This is a genomic window from Pseudoxanthomonas helianthi (assembly GCF_017939625.1).
Lineage (GTDB): Bacteria > Pseudomonadota > Gammaproteobacteria > Xanthomonadales > Xanthomonadaceae > Pseudoxanthomonas_A > Pseudoxanthomonas_A helianthi.
Genome location: NZ_JAGKTC010000003.1, coordinates 381,418 through 398,311, shown reverse-complemented (window position 1 = coordinate 398,311; position 16,894 = coordinate 381,418). Strand labels below are relative to the sequence as shown.

Here is a 16,894-nt window from a genome sequence, read left to right as displayed (position 1 = left end):
GCGATGCGCGCCTGTCCCGCAGCTGGATGGCCTGCGGGCGCTCAGTTCGCGCTGCGCCACGCTTCAGTTTCCTCAACGAAGTGGTGCACATCGATGAACCGGTTGTACAGCGGTGCCGGCGAAATGCGGATCACGTCCGGTTCGCGCCAGTCGCCGAGCACGCCGGCGGCCGCCAGCGCTTCGAACAACGCCCGCCCGCACTGCCGGCCACCGGCCACGCGCAACGACAACTGCGCGCCGCGGCGTTCGGTTTCGCGCGGGGTGACGATTTCCAGCGTATCCGCCAGGCGCGCGCGGATCAGCGTTTCCAGATAGCTGGTCAGCGCTTCGGACTTCGCCCGCAACGCCGGCATGCCGGCCTGGTCGAACAGTTCCAGCGAAGCCAGCAGCGGCGCCAGACCGAGGATCGGTGGATTGCTCAGCTGCCAGCCATCGGCACCCGGCGTGGGCACGAATTCCGGTCCCATGCGGAAGCGGGTCGTCGCGTCATGGCCCCACCAGCCGGCGAAACGCGGACGGTCGGCGCGTGCGTGGCGCTCGTGGACGAAACAGCCGGCGACCGCGCCGGGCCCGGAGTTCATGTACTTGTAATGGCACCACACCGCGAAGTCGGCGCCGCAATCGTGCAATCGCAACGGCAGGTTGCCCGCGGCGTGGGCCAGGTCGAAGCCGACCATCGCGCCTTGCGCGTGGCCGAGTCGCGTGATTTCGGCAAGGTCGAACGCCTGGCCGGTGCGGTACTGCACGCCCGGCCACAACACCAGCGCCAGGCGCGGACCGTGCTCGGCGATCGCGCGTTCGATCGCTTCCATCGAGAACAGGCCATCCGCGTCGGGCTCGAGTTCGATCAGGTCGGTGGCCGGATCGAAGCCGTGGAAACGCACCTGCGATTCCAGCGCGTAACGATCGGATGGAAACGCGCCGGCCTCCATCAGGATCGCCGGCCGTTCGCGGGTGGGGCGATAGAAGCTGACCAGCATGAAGTGCAGGTTCGCGGTCAGCGAATTCATCGCCACCACCTCGGCCGGCTGCGCGCCGACCACGCGCGCCAGCGGCTCGCGCGCCAGCTCGTGGTAGTCCATCCACTGCGCGTTGCCGGTGAAATGGCCTTCGACCGCTTCGTTCGCCCACTTGTCCAGCACTTCCTCGACCCTTGCCCGCGCACCGCGCGGCTGCAGGCCCAGCGAATTGCCGACGAAATAGGTTTGTTCGCCCTCGCCATGGCGAGGGAACAGGAACTCGTCGCGGAAACGCCGTAGCGGGTGGGCGGCGTCGAGGGCGAGGGCGTACTCGCGCGAAAGCGGGTCGGTCATGCGTATTCCAGGATCCAGGAGTTCAAGCGAAGCGCGACGGCGACAGGCCCAACCACTCCAGCGCCGTGCCGTGGTACAGGCGGGCCTGTTCGGTTTCGGAAAGTCCGAGCGCGGCGATGCCGGCGCCAGGCTCCTGTTCGCCCAGCGGGAACGGATAGTCGGTGCCCAGCATCACCCGGTCCACGCCGGTGGTGTCCAGCAGGTAGCGCAAGGCGCGCGGATCGGCAACCCACGAATCGAAGTACAACTGCTTCAGGTAATCGCGCGGATTGCCGGGGTTGTCGGTCGCGACCAGGTCCGGGCGCATGTTGAAGCCGTGTTCGATGCGGCCGATGGTGTAGGGGAAACTGCCGCCGCCATGGGCCAGGCAGATCTTCAGCTTCGGCAGGCGCTCGAGCACGCCGCCGAACACCAGGCAGCAGGCGGCGCGCGATTGTTCGGCGGGCATGCCGACCAGCCATGGCAGCCAGTACTTCGGCATGCTTTCGCTGCCCATCATGTCCCACGGGTGCACCAGGATCGCAGCGCCGAGGTCGCTGGCGGCCTCGAAGAATTCGAACAGTTCCGGCGCGTCCAGATTCCATACGCCGATATGCGAACCGATCTGCACGCCCTGCAGCCCAAGCTGGTCCATGCAGCGTTCCAGCTCCTGCACCGCCAGTCGCGGCGACTGCAGCGGTACCGTGCCGATGCCGGCGTAATTGCGGGGATATTCGCGGCAGGCCTCGGCCATGTGGTCGTTCAGTGCGGCATGCAATTCCAGGGCCTGGTTCGGCTTGGCCCAATAACTGAACATCACCGGCACGGTGCTGATCACCTGTACCTGCACGCCGAAGCGCGCGTAGTCGGCGATGCGCACCTGCGGGTCCCAGGTTTTCGGCCAGATCTCGCGGAAGAACTTGCCGTCCTTGTAGATGCGCGCGCGACCGTCGTCGCCGTGGTGGATCACCGGAAAACGCTCGTCGCCGTACTTGCGCGCCAGGTCCGGCCAGTCGCGCGGCAGGTAATGGGCGTGGGTGTCGATCTTCAGCATCAGGTGTCGGCGAATTCGTAACGCGACGGCGCCGGGTTCAGGTGCCCGCATTGCTTGCAGGTGCGGTGTTCGCGCGAGGCGTAGAAGCGGTCGAACACCGGCGGGAAATCCTTCTCGATGTCGTGCAGGTGGAAGTATTCCTCGTACAGCTTGTGGTTGCAGCGTTCGCAGAACCACAGCAGGCCGTCGTCTTCATGCGGCAAGCGCCTGCGTTCGATGACCAGGCCGACCGAGTCGGGCATGCGCTGCGGCGAATGCGGTACGCGCGGCGGCAGCAGGAAGACTTCCCGGGCCTTGATCGGGATATCGCGCACGGCGCCGTCTTCCTGGATGCGCAGCACCATCTCGCCCTCGAGCTGGTAGAACCATTCCGGACCTTCATCCCAGTGGTAATCGGTGCGCTGGTTCGGCCCGCCGACGACCATCACGATGAAGTCGCCGGCGTAGATCACCTTGTTGCCGACCGGCGGCTTCAGCAGGTGGCGATGCTCGTCGATCCAGGCTTGCAGGTTGATCGGGTTCGGAAGCATGGCTTCACTCCTTGACGACAGCGACGCACTTCAGTTCTATCGAGATCGGCGTCGGCAACGCCGTGATTCCCAACGTGGTGCGGCACGGCGCGATCGACGGGTCGGGGAAGAATTCGGCCCAGACCGCGTTGTATGCCTTGAAGTCCCCGGCCATGTCGGTCAGGTACACGGTCACGTCGACCAGGTCTTCCCAGCGGGCGCCACTGGCATCGAGTACGGCGCGCACGTTGGCGAACACCGCGCGGGTCTGCGCCTCGATGCCGGCGGGAATGGCGTCGGTCGCGGGGTCGCGTGGGCCGATGCCGGACAGGAACAGCAGATCGCCGACGCGGCGGGCATGCGGGTAATGCCCGACCGGCGCAGGGGCGGCACCGGCGTGCACGCCGTCATTCATCGCGCTTGCCCTTGACCGGCACACCGGCCAGCGCGGACCGGTAGGTGGCGTGCAGCTTGTCCGGCGCGTCCACGTCCATACCCAGTTCGCGCACACGGCCGTCGAACAGGCTGTAGACCCAACCGTGCACGGCCAGCTTCTGGCCGCGCGCCCAGGCGTCTTCGACCACCGTGGTCTGGCAGACGTTGAACACCTGTTCGATCACGTTCAGTTCGCACAGGCGGGCATGGCGCAACGATTCGGTTTCGACCTGCTCCAGCATTGCGGCGTGCTTGGTCGCCACGTCGCCGACGTGGCGCAACCAGTTGTCGGCCAGGCCGACCCGCGCGCCGGTCAGGGCCGCGTGCACGCCGCCGCAGCCATAGTGCCCGACCAGCAGGATGTGTTCGACCTTGAGGATGTCGACGGCGAACTGGATCACCGACAGCGCATTGAGGTCGCCATGCGACATCACGTTGGCGATGTTGCGGTGGACGAACACCTCACCCGGATCGAGGCCCAGGATCTGGTTGGCCGGCACCCGCGAATCGGAGCAGCCGATCCACAGGTACTTGGGCGATTGCTGCTGCGACAGGCGCTTGAAGAAGCCGGGGTCTTCCTTGCGGATGCGCTCGGCCCATTCGCGGTTGTTCTGCAGCAGATCGTCGAGGTCGGTCATGCGTCGATTATCCCAGAGACAGGCAAACGTTTTTCGCTTCGGTGAAGAAGCGCATCGCTTCGGCGCCGCCTTCGCGGCCCAGACCGGATTGGCCCACGCCGCCGAATGGCGTGCGCAGATCGCGCATCAGCCAGGTATTGATCCAGACGATGCCGATGCGCAGCCCGGCGGCGACACGGTGCGCGCGTTGCAGGTCCCGCGTCCATATCGAGGCGGCCAGGCCGTAGTCGGACGCGTTGGCGAGCGCCAGCGCTTCTTCGTCGCTGTCGAAGGCTTGCAGTGTGGCGACCGGGCCGAAGATTTCTTCCTGATTGGTCGCCGTGTCGGGACCGAGGCCTTCGATCAGCGTGGGGTCCACGTACCAGCCGCCCAGGGTCGAAGCCTTGCCGCCCAACAGGAAGCGGCCTCCCTCGGCGCGAGCGCGTTCGACGCAGGCAGTCACCTTGTCGAAGTGCCCTTGCGAAACCAGCGGGCCAAGATCGGTCGCCGCATCGGTCGGGTCGCCAAGGCGCAACGCTTTCGTGCGTTCGACGAAGGCGTCGCGGAATTCGTCGTAGATGGCGCGTTCGACCAGGATGCGCGAACCGCACAGGCAGATCTGTCCGGAATTCTGGAAAGCCGAACGCGCCAGCGTGTCCAGGTTCGCCCGCCAGTCGCTGTCGGCGAATACCAGCGTCGGGTTCTTGCCGCCGAGTTCCAGCGACACCTTCTTCAACTGCGGGCTGGCGAGGGCGGCGATACGTTGGCCAACGCGAGTGCTGCCGGTGAACGACACGGCCTTGACGACGGGATGCGCCACCAAGGGTTCGCCTACGTTCGGACCGATGCCGTGGACGATGTTCAGCACGCCGCGCGGGAAACCGATCTCGCCGCACAACTCGCCCAGCAACGTCGCGGTCAACGGCGTCACCTCCGAAGGCTTGGCCACCACCGTGTTGCCGGCGGCCAGTGCGGGCGCGATCTTCCACGTGAACAGGTACAACGGCAGGTTCCATGGGCTGATGCAGCCGACCACGCCCAGCGGCTGGCGCAAGGTGTAGTTCAGTCCCGCCTCGCCGTGGTGCGATTCGCTGGAAAACTGCACGGCGGCCTGGGCGAAGAAGCGCAGGTTGGCTATCGCGCGCGGGATTTCCACTTCGCGCGCCAACCGGACAGGTTTGCCGCCATCGAGCGATTCGGCGCGGGCGAAGTCCTCGATGCGCGCTTCCAGCGCGACGGCCAGCCTTTCCAGCCAGGCCGCGCGTTCCGAATTGCGCAGCGACGACCAGGCGGGAAATGCCGCCGCAGCGGCGGCGACCGCGGCTTCGACGTCGTGTGCGTTGCCGTCGGCGGCCTGCGCGTGGACCTGGCGAGTCGCGGGAGCGAAGACATCCAGCCAGCCACCGTCGCGCGCAGGCCGGGCTTCGCCGTTTATCCAATGGGTCAGTTGGCGCATGCGCGGAAGTCTAAAGCTTTTCCTTCTCCCCCCGGGAGAGCGTCAGATCGACTGCATCCGCCCGCCATCGACGGCCAAGCTGACGCCATTGACGTAGGCCGCGGCCGGACTGGCGAGGAAGGCAATGGCCGCGGCGATCTCGGCGGCTTCGGCGAAACGTCCGACCGGCACCGAAGCCAACATGGTTTCTCCGATCTGTTCACGAGTCTTGCCGGTCGCGGCAACGCGATCGTCGAGGATCTGTTCGAGACGCTGCGTGCGTGTGTAGCCCGGCAGCACGTTGTTGACGGTGATGCCGGACGGGCCCAGTTCGCGCGACAGCGTTTTCGCCCAGCTGGCGACGGCGCCGCGCACGGTATTGGAGACGCCGAGGTTGGCGATGGGTTCCTTCACGGAAGTCGAGATCACGTTGACGATGCGTCCCCAATGCGCGGCCTGCATGCCGGGAAGCACGGCGGCGACCAGGGCCTGGTTGGCCAGCAGATGGCGGCGGAATGCGTCGAGGTAGGCTTCCGCATCGGCGTCGACCGCACGGCCACCCGGCGGACCGCCGGTGTTGTTGACCAGGATGTGCACCGGGCGTTCCGAGGCCAGCGCTTGTATTTGCGAGCCCAGTCCCTGCGTATCGGAAACATCGGCGGCGATGAATCCATGCGGTTGTCCGCCGATGCCGCGCGGCAACTCCGCCACGACCCGTTCCAGCTTGTCCGCGCTGCGCGCCAACACGGTGACGCTGGCGCCGAGCAGGGCGAGTTCCTGCGCGGCGGCACGGCCGATGCCGACCGAGGCGCCGCAGACCAGCGCGTGTTTGCCGGCGAGGTTCAGGTCCACGTCAATCTCCGTTCGGTTCGCGCGACATGCGTTCGCGCATCAGTCCGGCGACGGCCTTGCTGGCTTCGCGCGATTGCGCCTGCAACTGCGCGGAGACCGCTTCGCGGTTCGCCATCGGATGGTTCTGGCTGAGTTTGAACTTCAATTCGATGCGTTCGGCGACGAAGCGGAAACCGACGATGCCGCGCAGTTGCCGGCGATGGTCGTCGCGTTCGGGTTCGAAACGCCAGTCGCTGCCGACGGCGGCTTCATGGAAACGGCTCAGGCCGTCGACGACCTCGATCAGCGCGGTGTCGTCGTCGAACGCGTGCAGGGTTCCGTGCAGATGGGCGACGGCGTAGTTCCAGGTCGGCACGCGCGCCGCGGCTTCCTTGTCGGGATACCAGCTGGGCGACACGTAGGCGTGCGGGCCGTGGAAGATCGCCAGCGCCGCGCCTTCATGTCCGGCCTGCGGATTGGGCCGGGCCCAGTGGCCGATCAGCTCGACGCGCTCGCCGTCGCGGCGGTAAAGCACCGGCAGATGGCTCAATTCGGGCGAACCGTCGCGTACGGTCAGCAGGGTGATGAAGCTGTCGGCGGCGGCGAGCCTGTCCAGCGCGTCCAGATCGGTCTCGGCGAAGGCGCGCGGCAGGTACATGGCGATCTCAGTGCCGCGATGGCAGTTGCTGCACCATCTGCGCCCGCAGCGATTCGTCGTCGGTCGCACGCGGCGGAGCCAGTTCGCCCAGCACGAAGCCGCGTTCCGCTGCGTCGTCCTCGTCCAGCCCGTCGAATGCGACGAATTCGGCGTCCAGCAGCGCTGAGCGGGCGTCGTCCTCGCTCGGATAGGCCTGGATGCGGCCATCGCTGTCGAACACCTCGGCGGTGCCGGCCTCGAGCACCCGCAGCCGCGCCCACACCAGCGTGCGGCCAAGACTGGCCAGCCACCACTGTTCGAAACCGGAATCGCTCATGACACCACCAGGGAAAACAGCCACAACAGGCCGGCCATCGCCAGCGCGCCGAAGATCGTCCACAACGACACCAGCGCCGGCGTGGCCAGCCCGGTCAACGAAGCATCGCCGGTCTGCCGATAGCGCCGGCTCAGCAACCAGCCCAGCGCTTCCGGCTTGAGGAACGCGCCACTGCCAAGTTGGGTGGCGATCGCCTCGTGGCGGTCGCGCACGTGCACCAGTGTCAGCGGCCAGAAGATCACGAAGGCGCAGAACCCCGCGATGGCGACGCCGACGAAACACAGGGCGAAGAACAGGATCATTCGGAAGTCCGCATCAAAACTCCGCGTTGCCCGGCGCACGCGGGTAGGGGATCGCATCGCGGATGTTCGACAGCCCACACACGTACACCACCAGCCGCTCGAAACCGAGGCCGAAGCCCGCGTGCGGGATCGTGCCGTAGCGGCGGAAGTCGCGATACCAGCCGTAATGCGCCGGATCCAGACCGAACTGGGCCATGCGCGCATCGAGCACGTCGAGGCGCTCCTCGCGCTGTGAGCCGCCGATGATCTCGCCGATGCCCGGGGCCAGCACGTCCATCGCGGCGACGGTCTTGCCGTCGTCGTTCAGGCGCATGTAGAAGGCCTTGATGTGCTCGGGGTAGTTGGTCACCACCACCGGGCGTCCGACGTGCTGTTCGGTCAGCCAGCGCTCGTGCTCGGTCTGCAGGTCCAGGCCCCATTCGACCGGAAAGTCGAACTTCTGCCCGGACTTCTGCAGCAACGCCACCGCATCGGTGTATTCGATGCGCTCGAACGGCGCGTTGACGAAGGCCTCCAGCTTGGCGATGGCGTTCTTGTCCACGCGTTCGGCGATGAAGGCCATGTCGTCGGCGCGTTCGTCGAGCACCGCCCGGAACAGGTACTTGAGGAACTCCTCGGCGACGCGCGCGTCCTCGGCCAGGTCGGCGAAGGCGATCTCCGGTTCGACCATCCAGAACTCGGCCAGGTGGCGCGTGGTGTTGCTGTTCTCGGCACGGAAGGTGGGACCGAAGGTGTAGACCTTGCTCAGGCTGAGGCAGTAGGCCTCGACGTTGAGCTGGCCGGACACGGTCAGGAAGGTTTCCTTGCCGAAGAAGTCGCGGGAGAAATCGACTTCGCCGTTGGCGTCGCGCGGCAGGTTGGCCAGGTCCAGCGTGGACACGCGGAACATCTGCCCGGCGCCCTCGGCATCGGAAGTGGTGATGATCGGCGTGCTGATCCAGCAATAGCCGCGCTCGTGGAAGAAGCGGTGCACCGCCTGGGCCAGGCAGTTGCGGATGCGGGTGACCGCGCCGAACAGGTTGGTGCGCGGGCGCAGATGGGCGAATTCGCGCAGGTATTCCAGCGAGTGCTGCTTGGGCTGCATCGGGTAGGTGAGGGGATCCTCGACCCAGCCGACCACTTCCACCTTGCTGGCCTGGATCTCGTAGCTCTGGCCTTGGCCCTGGGAGGCGACCAGTGTGCCAGTGGCGACCACCGCGCAGCCGGTGCTGAGGTGCTTCACTTCGGATTCGTAGTTGTCCAGCGTGGCCGGGGCGACCACCTGTATCGGCGCGAAACAGGAGCCGTCGCTGACATTGACGAAGGACAGGCCTGCCTTGGAGTCGCGCCGCGTGCGCACCCAGCCGCGCACCGTGACTTCGCCGCCGGCCGGAATCTTGCCCGCCAACGCATGTTCGACGCTCACCACCGTCATGACTTGAATCCTTGCCGATCAGCTCAATCTATGGAACGCGGAGTTTACCGTAGCCGCCGCAAGTGCCGGCGCCTGCGGCGTATGATGTCCGCAAGAGGAGCGTATCCATGGCCGTGACCCTGACCCCCGTTGCCTTCGAACGCGTGCAGCGTTTCGTCCGCCAGACCCCGGGCGCGCTGGGCCTGCGTTTCGGCGTGACCCGCACCGGCTGTTCCGGCTGGGGCCACGTGGCCGACCTGGCCCGCGACGAGCGCCCGGGCGACACCGTGTTCGAACAGGACGGCGTGAAGATCTACGTGGATGCCGACAGCCTGGCGCTGGTCGACGGCACCGAGATCGATTTCGCCAAGCAGGGCCTGGGCGAGACCTTCGTCTTCAGGAACCCGAACGCCACCGCCGAATGCGGTTGCGGCGAAAGCTTCACCACCCAGGCCGACGCCGCCTGATTCCTCCGCGCCGCGGAAACGCATATTTGCGCGCAACCCATTGAACTGCCATAATTTCCGGCTCCCGCTCGCCGGGAGACCTTGCCCTACCGCGGCCAATTCCGGCTGGCGGGGGGCTTTCGGAACAGGCCCTTCATCGGCTCTGGCTCGATATCCTTAAGGAAATCAACAACATGCGTCATTACGAAATCGTGTTCCTGGTCCATCCGGACCAGAGCGAACAGGTGCCGGCGATGATCGAGCGCTACAAGGCGCTGGTCGAGAACGGCAACGGCAAGATCCACCGCCTGGAAGACTGGGGCCGCCGCCAGCTGGCCTACCCGATCCAGAACCTGGTCAAGGCCCACTACGTCCTGCTCAACATCGAGGCCGACCAGTCAGTGCTCGCCGAGCTGACCGAAGGCTTCCGCTTCAACGACGCCATCCTGCGCCACCTGGTGATCAAGCGCGACGGCGCCGACACCGAAATGTCCCTGATCATGAAGAGCAAGGACGAGAAGGGCGACAAGCCCGAGCGTCGTCGTCGCGATGACGAAGAAGGCGTCGGCACGGCCGATTCCGAAACCGCCGAAGCCGCCTGACCACGCTTTCTAGGAGCAGCCCGACATGTCCAAGTTCTTCCGCCGCCGCAAGTTCTGCAAGTTCACCGCCGAGGGCGTGAAAGAGATCGACTACAAGGATCTCAACACCCTGCGCCAGTACCTGACCGAAACCGGCAAGATCGTCCCGAGCCGCGTGACCGGCACCAAGTCGCGCTACCAGCGCCAGCTGCAGACCGCGGTCAAGCGCGCGCGCTTCCTGGCCCTGCTGCCGTACACCGACAACCACGACGTGTAATCCGGAACCTCCCCGCACGGGGAGGTTCTTCAATCCACTGTCATTCGGACAGCCAACCGCTGCAGGCGCTGCCTGCTAACGAATACGGAGCAATACGATGGAACTGATTCTTCTGCAGAAAGTGACCAACCTCGGCGTCCTGGGCGACAAGGTCAAGGTCAAGCCGGGCTACGGCCGCAACTACCTGGTGCCGCAGGGCAAGGCCGTGCCGGCCACCGAGGCCAACATCGCCGCGTTCGAAGCCAAGCGCGCCGAGTACGAAGCCAAGGCCAAGGCCGCGCACGACGAAGCCGAAGCCCGCAAGGCCAAGCTGGAAGGCGCCAGCGTGACCATCAAGGCCAACGCCTCGACCGAAGGCAAGCTGTTCGGCTCGGTCGGCCCGCGCGATATCGCCGAGGCCTTCACCGCCGCCGGCCTGCCGCTGGAAAAGAGCGAAGTGGTGCTGGGCGAAGGCGCGTTCCGCAACGTCGGCGAATACGAAGTCATCGCCAAGCTGCACGCCGACGTGGAAACCACGCTGAAGGTGGTCGTCGAAGCCGAAGCCTGATCGCAGGCCTTCGCCTTCCACGCGATGAACGGGCGCCGCAAGGCGCCCGTTCTGTTTCACGGATCGGCGCGTCGCGGCCGGTGAGATTCCCACCGGTTATCCACATGGTTATCTGCAACGCTCGCAAGGCAGAGCCTCTACCATGGCCGACCCGATTCCCCTCCGTTGGCAGGAAACCGCACCTCCCATGTCCGCACGCCCAGGTTTCCGCAACGATCCCTCCGATGCCCGCATCGAGCAACTGCGCGTGCCGCCGCATTCGATCGAGGCCGAACAGGCGGTGCTCGGCGGCCTGATGCTGGCGCCGGAGTCGTTCGACCGGGTTGGCGACAAGCTGACCGCGGACGATTTCTACCGCCGCGACCACCAGCTGATCTGGCGTGCGATTGCCGACCTGGTGGAGAGGGACCGTCCCTGCGATGCGGTGACCCTGGGCGAGTGGTTCGACTCGCAGGGGCTGTCCGAACAGGTCGCCGGCGGCGCCTACCTGATCGAGTTGGCCAGCAACACGCCCTCGGCGGCGAACATCACGGCTTACGCCGAGATCGTCCGCGACAAGGCGGTGATGCGCAAGCTGATCGAAGTCGGCACCCAGATCGTCAACGACGGCTTCCAGCCCGATGGCCGCGAGACCACCGAACTCCTGGCCACCGCCGAGCAGAAGGTGTTCGCCATCGCCGAATCCGGCGCGCGTGGGCGCACCGATTTCACCGCGGTCAATACCGCGTTGAAGGACGCGTTCGACGTGCTGCAGGACCGCTTCAACAACGGCGGCAGCATCACCGGCCTGCCGACGGGTTACCACGAGTTCGACGACATGACGGCCGGCCTGCAGCCGACCGACCTGATCATCCTCGCGGCGCGCCCGGCGATGGGCAAGACCACCTTCGCGCTGAACATCGCCGAATACGCGGCGATCAAGTCGAAGAAGGCGGTGGCGGTGTTTTCGATGGAAATGTCGGCTGCGCAATTGGCGCTGCGCCTGATTTCATCGAACGGCCGGGTCAACGCCCAGCGCCTGCGCACCGGCCAGCTGGAGGACGAAGACTGGAGCCGCGTCACCAGCGCGATCCGCATGCTCAAGGAAACCAAGATCTTCATCGACGATACCCCGGCGCTGTCGCCGGACGTGCTGCGCGCCAAGTCGCGCCGCCTGCATCGCGAGAACAACGGCCTGGGGCTGATCGTCATCGACTACCTGCAGCTGATGGCTGTACCGGGCAACAGCGAGAACCGCGCCACCGAGATCTCCGAGATTTCGCGTTCGCTGAAGGCGCTGGCCAAGGAACTGAAGGTACCGGTGATCGCCTTGTCGCAGCTCAACCGCTCGCTGGAAACGCGCACCGACAAGCGTCCGGTGATGGCCGACCTGCGCGAATCCGGCGCCATCGAGCAGGATGCAGACATCATCGTGTTCATCTACCGCGACGAGTACTACCACAAGGATTCGGCCGACAAGGGTTTGGCCGAGATCATCATCGGCAAGCAGCGTAGCGGCCCGACCGGTGCATTGAAGCTGAAATTCTTCGGCGAATACACCCGCTTCGACAATCTCGCCCACGATTCGGTGGGCAGCTTCGAATAAACCTGCGGCTCAGGCCGGCGGCAGGGCGAACAGCCGGCGCGCGTTGTCGGCCGTCGCCCGGGCGATGTCCCGCGGCTCCACACCGCGCAGCGCCGCAATGGTTTCGCAGACGAAGGGCAGGCGCGACGGTTCGTTGCGTTCGCCGCGGTGGCGCGAATCCGGCTGGTCCGGCGCGTCGGTTTCCAGCAGCAACGAGTCCAGCGGTACGTTTGCGGCGAGCTGGCGCAGGCGGTTGGCGCGTTCGTAGGTAACCGGGCCGCCGAGGCCGATCAGCAAGCCGAGGTCGAACAGCTGGCGCGCCTGTTCTGCGCTACCCGAGTAGCTGTGCACGACGCCACGCAGCTTGCCGACGCGTTTGACCGCGGCGATCACCGCGTCGACCGCGCGGCGCGCATGCACGATCGCCGGCAGGTCGAATTCGCGCGCCAGCTTCAATTGCCCCTCGAAATAGAAACGCTGCGCGTCGGTATCGAGGCCTTCGACGAAGAAATCCAGCCCGCATTCGCCGACCGCAACCGGGCGTTCGCGTTCGATCCAGTCGCGCAACTCGTCGAGGTGCGCCGGCTGGTGTTCGCGCAGATACATCGGATGCAGGCCGTAGGCGGGAAACAGGCCGGCATCGGCCGCGCAGACCTCGCGCAATTTGGGCCAACCTGCGGCGTCGACCGCGGGAACGACCTGCTGCAGCACGCCGGACGCCCGGGCGCGCGACACCACCGCCGCGCGATCGGAATCGAACTCGGCTGCGTCGAGGTGGCAGTGGCTGTCGACCAGCACGCCGGTCAGCGTGGCGGCTCGGTCGGCGTCGGCGCCTGGTCGATGGCGTTCGGCGCCTTACGGTTCTTCCAGTTCGCCAACAGCAGCGTGCCCAGCCCGAGCAGGATTTCGTCGGCGAAGGGAATGAAATCGGGAATGAACATGTCCACGACGAACAACGCCGCGACCAGCTTGAACAGGGTGGGGTAGCGCAGCTTCTGCGCCCAGCCCAACAAGGGAGCGAGCAGGGGAGTGGCCATCGTTCGGTGCTCCGAGATGTTGCGATGGCATCACGCTAGCATGGAGTGTGACCGGGTGCAGCGATTCATGTTCCAGCCGGGTTGCGCCATTTCGGTCGGCGTCCCGTTCAGCCTTCTCATGCTGGAATTACGCCATCATCACAGCGCGGGAACCACCCGCCCGGAGGCTGACATGAAAAGCACCACTACTACTGCTCTCGTTGCGGTTGGCGCCCTGCTTGTCGGCGGCGTGGCGACCGCGGCCTACATGAACAATCGCTCGTCGCAGCCGTCCGCGCCCGTCGCCGGTACCGAGGCGCCGATGGCCGTCGGCGCGACTGCGCTGGACGATGCCGCCCAGGCCAACGCCCAGATCCCGGGCAACGCCCTGCAATACGCCGACGTGCTCAAGGTGACGCCGGTGACCAGCCGCGAGAAGGTGTACGCCACCGTGATCGGCAGCGAGGCGGTGCGCGAGACCACCACTACGACCACGCCGCGCGAAGTGTGCAACGACGTGGTCGTGCAGGATCGCCTGCCCGAGCGCGACGGCAACGTCGGCGGCACGGTCGCCGGCGCGGTGATCGGTGGCCTGATCGGCAACCAGGTCGGCAAGGGCGACGGCCGCAAGCTGGCTACGGTGGCCGGTGCGGTGGGCGGGGGTTTCGCCGGCCGCGAGATCGACCGTCGCCATGTCGGCGGCAAGGTCGTCAGCCGCACCGAGCGCCAGTGCCACACCGAGCAGGCTTCGTCGCAGAGCTCGCGCGTGACCGGCTACAACGTGACCTACCGCAATCCGGACGGCACCACCGGTACGATGCGCGTCGACAGCAAGCCGGGCAACCGGATCGCGATGGGCAGCGAAGACGTGGTCAAGGGTTACGACGTGACCTATCGCTACGAGGGCCAGGAAAAGACCATCCGCATGGACGAAAAGCCGGTTTCGGACCGCCTGCCGGTCATCGACGGCCAGGTCGTGACCCAGACCGCTTCCGCGGCTGGCAGCAACGATCACGGTTGATCGCTGCGCTCTTCGATCGAACATGGAAAGGCCGGCTCGATGCCGGCCTTTTCCTTGCCCGGTCCGCCAGTGCGCGGCAGGCGCTGGCATTTTCACGGCCCACGCGGCAAAACCCGCGCAAATCGCCGAAATCCCCTTGGCGTCCCGAAGCTTACGGCCGTCTCGGCGGGGCGCATACAATGACGGGCTTCCCAAACCGGCCACGGCGATGCCCGCTCTGAACCCCTACGACCTGTTCGATGTCCGTTCCCTGCTGAGCGAGGAAGAGCGCGCGGTGCAGGACACCGTGGCCCGTTTCACCGACGAGCGCGTGCGCCCGATCATCGGCGAGGCTTTCGACCAGGGCCGCTTCCCGAAGGAACTGGTCCCGGAAATCGCCGAGCTGGGCCTGCTCGGTTCGTCGCTGCCGGAACAGTACGGTTGCGCCGGCCTCAACGGCGTCAGCTACGGCCTGATCTGCCAGGAACTGGAACGCGGCGACAGCGGCATCCGCAGCTTCGTCAGCGTGCAGAGCTCGTTGTGCATGTACCCGATCTACGCCTACGGCAGCGAGGAACAGCGCATGCGCTGGCTGCCGGACATGGCCGCCGGCAAGGTGATCGGCTGCTTCGGCCTTACCGAACCGCACGGCGGTTCCGACCCGGCCAACATGAAGACCCGCGCGGTCCGAGACGGCGGCGACTGGGTGATCAACGGTTCCAAGATGTGGATCACCAACGGCAACCTGGCCGACATCGCCATCGTCTGGGCGCAGACCGATGACGGCATCCAGGGCTTCGTGCTGGAGAAGGGCATGCCCGGTTTCACCGCGCAGGAGATCAAGCACAAGATGTCGCTGCGCGCGTCGGTCACCAGCGCGCTGTTCTTCGACAACGTGCGCGTGCCGGATGCGAACCGCCTGCCGAACGTGAAGGGCCTGAAGGGGCCGCTGGGCTGCCTGACCCAGGCCCGCTATGGCATCACCTGGGGCCCGATCGGCGCGGCCATCGCCTGCCTCGACGAAGTGCTGGGCTACACCAAGGAACGCATCCTGTTCGACCGCCCGGTGGCGGCCACGCAGTCGGCGCAGATCAAGATGGCCGACATGGCCCGTCGCATCACCTTGGCGCAATTGCTGGTGCTGCAGCTCGGCCGGCTGAAGGATGCCGGCACCATGCAGCCGCAGCAGGTGTCGCTCGCGAAGTGGAACAACTGCCGCATGGCGATCGACATCGCCCGCGAATGCCGCGACCTGCTTGGGGGCGCCGGCATCACCACCGAACACGCCGCGATCCGCCATGCGCTGAACCTCGAATCGGTCATTACCTACGAAGGCACCGAAACCGTGCACCAGCTGGTGATCGGCCGCGAGCTGACCGGCATCAACGCTTTCTGACCTGGAGTCCGCCATGCAGTCCGGTCCGATACTGGAAACCGAACGCCTGCTCCTGCGGCCGCCGCAGGCCACCGACTTCGACGGCTTCGCGGAAATGCAGGGCGATGCGAATGCGTCCCGCTTCATCGGCGGACACGTGACCCGGGCCGAAGCGTGGCGGCGTTTCCTGTGGCAACCCGGCGCATGGTTCGTGCAGGGCTTCGGCATGTTCGGCGTGATCGAGAAGGCCAGCGGACTGTGGATGGGCCAGATCGGGCCGTGGAAGCCGGAAGGCTGGCCGGGCAACGAAATCGGTTACGCCTTCCATCCGCGCGCGTGGGGCAAGGGCTATGCGACCGAAGCGGGCACCGCCGCGATCGACTGGGCCTTCGCCAACCTCGGCTGGAACGACATCATCCATTGCATCGATCCCGGCAACGTCCCCTCGCAGAAGGTGGCACAGCGCCTGGGCTCGACGAAGAAGGGGCCGGGCAAGCTGCCGGCGCCGTTCGAACACGTCGTGGTCGATGTGTGGGGCCAGACCCGCGAGCAATGGTTCGCGCGCAAGGGCCAGGCCGCATGATCACCGTCCATGGCTTTTCGCCTTCAGGCAACTGCCACAAGGTGAAGCTGCTGCTGGAGCAACTTGGCCGCGAATATGCGTGGGTCGAAACCGACAGCGCACGCGGCGCGACCCGCACGCCGGAATACCTGGCGAGGAATCCGAACGGCAAGGTGCCGATGCTCGAACTCGACGACGGCCGCGTGCTGGTCGAATCGAACGCGATCCTGTGCTGGCTGGCCGACGGGACGAAATTCCTGCCGTCCGATCCTTGGCAGAAGGCGCAGGCGCTGAGCTGGATGTTCTTCGAGCAGTACAGCCATGAACCCTACGTCGCCGTGGCGCGCTTCATCTGCGGCTGGACGCCGGCCGATTCGCCGCGCCGAGCCGACCTGCCGAAACTGCGCGAACGCGGCCATGCGGCACTTGCGGTGATGGAAAAGCATCTCGCTTCGAACCCGTGGTTCAGCGGCGACGCCTACGGCATCGCCGATATCGCGCTGTACGCCTACACCTGCGTCGCCCCGCATGGCGGCATCGCGCTGGATGCGTATCCCGCGCTGCGCGGTTGGCTGGCGCGCGTCGAAGCCACGCCGGGCTTCGTGCCGTTGCCCGCACCCGATGCGCAGGCGCAGGCCCTGATCGACCAATCCACGTAGGGTGGGCTCAAGCCCACCATCCTTC

22 protein-coding genes are annotated in these 16,894 nt (G+C 66.2%); 9 read left to right on the top strand and 13 right to left on the bottom strand.

Going from position 1 to position 16,894, the window contains the following annotated elements; genetic code table 11:
- Window positions 1-41: 41 nt before the first annotated feature.
- From kynU to asnS, 11 genes are read right to left on the bottom strand one after another with little or no spacing between them, the layout of a single operon-like run.
- Window positions 42-1,313 carry a kynureninase gene (kynU, locus tag J5837_RS13675; protein WP_210537318.1) on the bottom strand — a complete coding sequence of 424 codons (1,272 nt, stop codon included), beginning with the start codon at window positions 1,311-1,313 and terminating at the stop codon, window positions 42-44.
- A 22-nt stretch (window positions 1,314-1,335) separates the two neighbouring features.
- Window positions 1,336-2,346 carry an amidohydrolase family protein gene (locus J5837_RS13670; protein WP_210537317.1) on the bottom strand — a complete coding sequence of 337 codons (1,011 nt, stop codon included), beginning with the start codon at window positions 2,344-2,346 and terminating at the stop codon, window positions 1,336-1,338.
- Window positions 2,346-2,876, bottom strand: a complete 531-nt coding sequence (locus J5837_RS13665; protein ID WP_210537316.1) for a 3-hydroxyanthranilate 3,4-dioxygenase — start codon at window positions 2,874-2,876, stop codon at window positions 2,346-2,348. Before J5837_RS13665 ends, J5837_RS13670 begins: the two co-directional genes overlap by 1 nt.
- A 4-nt stretch (window positions 2,877-2,880) precedes the next feature.
- Window positions 2,881-3,270 (bottom strand): RidA family protein, encoded by a 390-nt coding sequence (locus J5837_RS13660; protein ID WP_210537315.1) that lies wholly within the window; start codon window positions 3,268-3,270, stop codon window positions 2,881-2,883.
- Window positions 3,263-3,928: a carbonate dehydratase gene (can, locus tag J5837_RS13655; RefSeq protein ID WP_210537314.1), complete on the bottom strand. Its 666-nt coding sequence runs from the start codon at window positions 3,926-3,928 to the stop codon at window positions 3,263-3,265. The genes J5837_RS13660 and can overlap by 8 nt, the downstream gene beginning before the upstream one ends.
- Before the next feature lie 7 nt (window positions 3,929-3,935).
- Window positions 3,936-5,363, bottom strand: a complete 1,428-nt coding sequence (locus tag J5837_RS13650) for an aldehyde dehydrogenase (protein WP_210537313.1) — start codon at window positions 5,361-5,363, stop codon at window positions 3,936-3,938.
- A 42-nt stretch (window positions 5,364-5,405) separates the two neighbouring features.
- Window positions 5,406-6,194, bottom strand: coding sequence for an SDR family oxidoreductase (locus J5837_RS13645; protein ID WP_210537312.1), 789 nt, complete (start codon window positions 6,192-6,194; stop codon window positions 5,406-5,408).
- A gap of 1 nt (window position 6,195) precedes the next feature.
- Window positions 6,196-6,831, bottom strand: coding sequence for an FMN-binding negative transcriptional regulator (locus J5837_RS13640; RefSeq protein ID WP_210537311.1), 636 nt, complete (start codon window positions 6,829-6,831; stop codon window positions 6,196-6,198).
- 7 nt (window positions 6,832-6,838) lie between these two features.
- Window positions 6,839-7,147, bottom strand: a complete 309-nt coding sequence (locus J5837_RS13635; protein WP_210537310.1) for a hypothetical protein — start codon at window positions 7,145-7,147, stop codon at window positions 6,839-6,841.
- Window positions 7,144-7,449, bottom strand: coding sequence for a hypothetical protein (locus J5837_RS13630; RefSeq protein WP_210537309.1), 306 nt, complete (start codon window positions 7,447-7,449; stop codon window positions 7,144-7,146). The genes J5837_RS13635 and J5837_RS13630 overlap by 4 nt, the downstream gene beginning before the upstream one ends.
- A gap of 13 nt (window positions 7,450-7,462) precedes the next feature.
- Window positions 7,463-8,863, bottom strand: coding sequence for an asparagine--tRNA ligase (gene asnS, locus J5837_RS13625; RefSeq protein WP_210537308.1), 1,401 nt, complete (start codon window positions 8,861-8,863; stop codon window positions 7,463-7,465).
- Window positions 8,864-8,970: 107 nt separating this feature from the next.
- On the opposite strand from asnS, the gene J5837_RS13620 reads away from it, so the two are divergent.
- From J5837_RS13620 to J5837_RS13600, 5 genes are all read left to right on the top strand, one after another.
- Window positions 8,971-9,309 carry a HesB/IscA family protein gene (locus J5837_RS13620; protein WP_210537307.1) on the top strand — a complete coding sequence of 113 codons (339 nt, stop codon included), beginning with the start codon at window positions 8,971-8,973 and terminating at the stop codon, window positions 9,307-9,309.
- 173 nt (window positions 9,310-9,482) lie between these two features.
- Complete coding sequence (rpsF, locus tag J5837_RS13615) at window positions 9,483-9,890, top strand: 30S ribosomal protein S6 (protein WP_210537306.1); 408 nt, start codon at window positions 9,483-9,485, stop codon at window positions 9,888-9,890.
- A gap of 25 nt (window positions 9,891-9,915) precedes the next feature.
- A complete protein-coding gene (gene rpsR / locus J5837_RS13610) occupies window positions 9,916-10,146 on the top strand; it encodes a 30S ribosomal protein S18 (RefSeq protein WP_210537305.1) in 231 nt (76 codons plus the stop codon).
- A gap of 97 nt (window positions 10,147-10,243) precedes the next feature.
- A complete protein-coding gene (gene rplI, locus J5837_RS13605; protein WP_210537304.1) occupies window positions 10,244-10,693 on the top strand; it encodes a 50S ribosomal protein L9 in 450 nt (149 codons plus the stop codon).
- Window positions 10,694-10,880: 187 nt separating this feature from the next.
- The gene (locus tag J5837_RS13600; RefSeq protein ID WP_210537303.1) at window positions 10,881-12,278 is read left to right on the top strand and encodes a replicative DNA helicase; all 1,398 of its coding nucleotides are present in this window, start codon (window positions 10,881-10,883) and stop codon (window positions 12,276-12,278) included.
- Window positions 12,279-12,287: 9 nt separating this feature from the next.
- On the opposite strand, the gene J5837_RS13595 is transcribed toward J5837_RS13600, so the two are convergent.
- Window positions 12,288-13,055 (bottom strand): TatD family hydrolase, encoded by a 768-nt coding sequence (locus J5837_RS13595; RefSeq protein WP_342345553.1) that lies wholly within the window; start codon window positions 13,053-13,055, stop codon window positions 12,288-12,290.
- A gap of 5 nt (window positions 13,056-13,060) precedes the next feature.
- Window positions 13,061-13,294: a DUF6116 family protein gene (locus J5837_RS13590; RefSeq protein WP_210537302.1), complete on the bottom strand. Its 234-nt coding sequence runs from the start codon at window positions 13,292-13,294 to the stop codon at window positions 13,061-13,063.
- Between the two features lie 172 nt (window positions 13,295-13,466).
- Between J5837_RS13590 and J5837_RS13585 the strand changes: the two genes are divergently transcribed.
- The 4 genes from J5837_RS13585 (at window position 13,467) to J5837_RS13570 (ending at window position 16,869) form a co-directional block, all read left to right on the top strand.
- Entirely contained in the window at window positions 13,467-14,294 is an 828-nt protein-coding gene (locus J5837_RS13585; RefSeq protein WP_210537301.1) for a glycine zipper 2TM domain-containing protein, read from the top strand.
- Window positions 14,295-14,502: 208 nt separating this feature from the next.
- Window positions 14,503-15,669: an acyl-CoA dehydrogenase family protein gene (locus J5837_RS13580; RefSeq protein ID WP_210537300.1), complete on the top strand. Its 1,167-nt coding sequence runs from the start codon at window positions 14,503-14,505 to the stop codon at window positions 15,667-15,669.
- 13 nt (window positions 15,670-15,682) lie between these two features.
- Window positions 15,683-16,231, top strand: a complete 549-nt coding sequence (locus J5837_RS13575) for a GNAT family N-acetyltransferase (RefSeq protein ID WP_210537299.1) — start codon at window positions 15,683-15,685, stop codon at window positions 16,229-16,231.
- Window positions 16,228-16,869: a glutathione S-transferase family protein gene (locus J5837_RS13570; RefSeq protein WP_244755957.1), complete on the top strand. Its 642-nt coding sequence runs from the start codon at window positions 16,228-16,230 to the stop codon at window positions 16,867-16,869. The genes J5837_RS13575 and J5837_RS13570 overlap by 4 nt, the downstream gene beginning before the upstream one ends.
- The last annotated feature ends 25 nt before the right edge of the window (window positions 16,870-16,894 follow it).